We start from the raw sequence: 1,418 nt of genomic DNA, 5'->3' as shown, positions 1-1,418 counted from the left end.
CCCGCCCAGCGGCGGGCCTGCCGTGCTGACCGTCCAGAACGTCGCCTCGAAGCGGCCGTTGGCCACGGCCAGCTGATCCGGCGGGACGAGCGCCTTGAGATGGGCGCCGCTCGCCGCCTGGAAAGCGATGCCGCCCACCGACTGGGCCACCGCCACCAGACACAAGTGGGTGTAGCTCAGGACGCCGAGCGAGGCGGCGACCGGGAGACTGCCCAGCGCCGCGCACCGCAGCAGATCCGCGCCGATCATCACCGGGCGCTTGTGCCGGACCTCGATCCACGGGCCGAGCGGCAGCGCCAGAGCCGCGCCGGCCACCCCGCCGAGCGCGGCCAGCAGCGACACCTGCAGCACGGAGGCGTGCAGGGCCAGCGTGGCGATCAGGGGGAGAGCGCCCAGGCTCAGCGCCGTGCCGAGTTCGCTGACCGCGTACGCGGCCCACAGCCGGCGGAAGTCCACCGGCGCACCTTACGGGCTGGGGGCCGGTTCGCGCACGGCGTACGCGGCGAAGTCGGGCTCGGCCTGGGGCTTGCCGAAGTGGTAGCCCTGGGCCAGCTGGTAGCCCAGCCGGTACAGCTCCTCGGCCTGTTCCGCCGTCTCCACACCCTCCGCGACCGCGGTCAGGCCGAGGCCCTCGCTGACCCGGATCAGTGCCGTGGCGATCACGGCGTGCCGGCCCGCCATCGTGATGTTGTCGACGAAGGACTTGTCGACCTTGAGGACGTCCACCGGCACGGTCTGGAGCAGGCCGAGCGACGAGTGCCCGGTGCCGAAGTCGTCCAGGGCGATCCGTACGCCCAGCTCGTGCAGCTCGTTGAGGGTCTGCACGGCCTGGCCGCCGCCGAACACCGCGGTCTCGGTGACCTCGACGGTGAGCTTGCCGACCGGCAGCCCGGTGTCCGCCAGGGCGCGGGCCACCACGGCCGTGAAGCCGGGCTGGGCCAGCTGCCGGGCCGAGACGTTGACGCTGATCCGCTGGGGCGCGCGGGCACCCCAGTCGGCCTGCCACTCGACGGCCTGGGCGCACGCGGTCCGCAGGATCCATTCGCCCAGCTCGACGATGAGCCCGTTGTGCTCGGCCGCCGGGATGAACCGGTCGGGGGAGATCATCCCGCGCTCCGGGTGGTCCCAGCGGACCAGCGCCTCGACCGCCCGCAGCCGCCCGTTCGGCAGCTCGACGATCGGCTGGTAGACCATCCGGAACTGGCCGGTGTCCAGTGCGGTGCGCAGCTCGGCACCCAGCCGGGCCTGCTCGTCCGCGGTGTTGTCGAGGTCGGCGGTGTGGCGGCGGTGGGTGTCGCCGACGGACTTGGCGGCGTACATGGCGACGTCGGCGCGGCGCAGCACCTCGACGGGGTCGGTGGTGCCCGTACCGTCGGCGACGCCGATGCTGACGCCGATCAGCAGTTCGTGGCCGCCGG

Annotated in this window: 2 protein-coding genes; both read right to left on the bottom strand. The window is 73.4% G+C overall.

What is annotated here, in order from left to right; translation table 11 throughout:
- Positions 1–456: MFS transporter (locus AB0C29_RS48400; RefSeq protein WP_360835119.1), on the bottom strand; the 456-nt coding region annotated here is incomplete at its 3' end.
- Between the two features lie 9 nt (positions 457–465).
- A partial coding sequence (locus AB0C29_RS48395) for a GGDEF domain-containing phosphodiesterase (protein WP_360835117.1) occupies positions 466–1,418 on the bottom strand: 953 nt, incomplete at its 5' end.

Source organism: Actinoplanes sp. NPDC048791, from assembly GCF_040650095.1.
Classification (GTDB): domain Bacteria; phylum Actinomycetota; class Actinomycetes; order Mycobacteriales; family Micromonosporaceae; genus Actinoplanes.
Note: the sequence above shows the minus strand (reverse complement) of the source record. Positions and strands in the feature narration are given on the sequence as shown.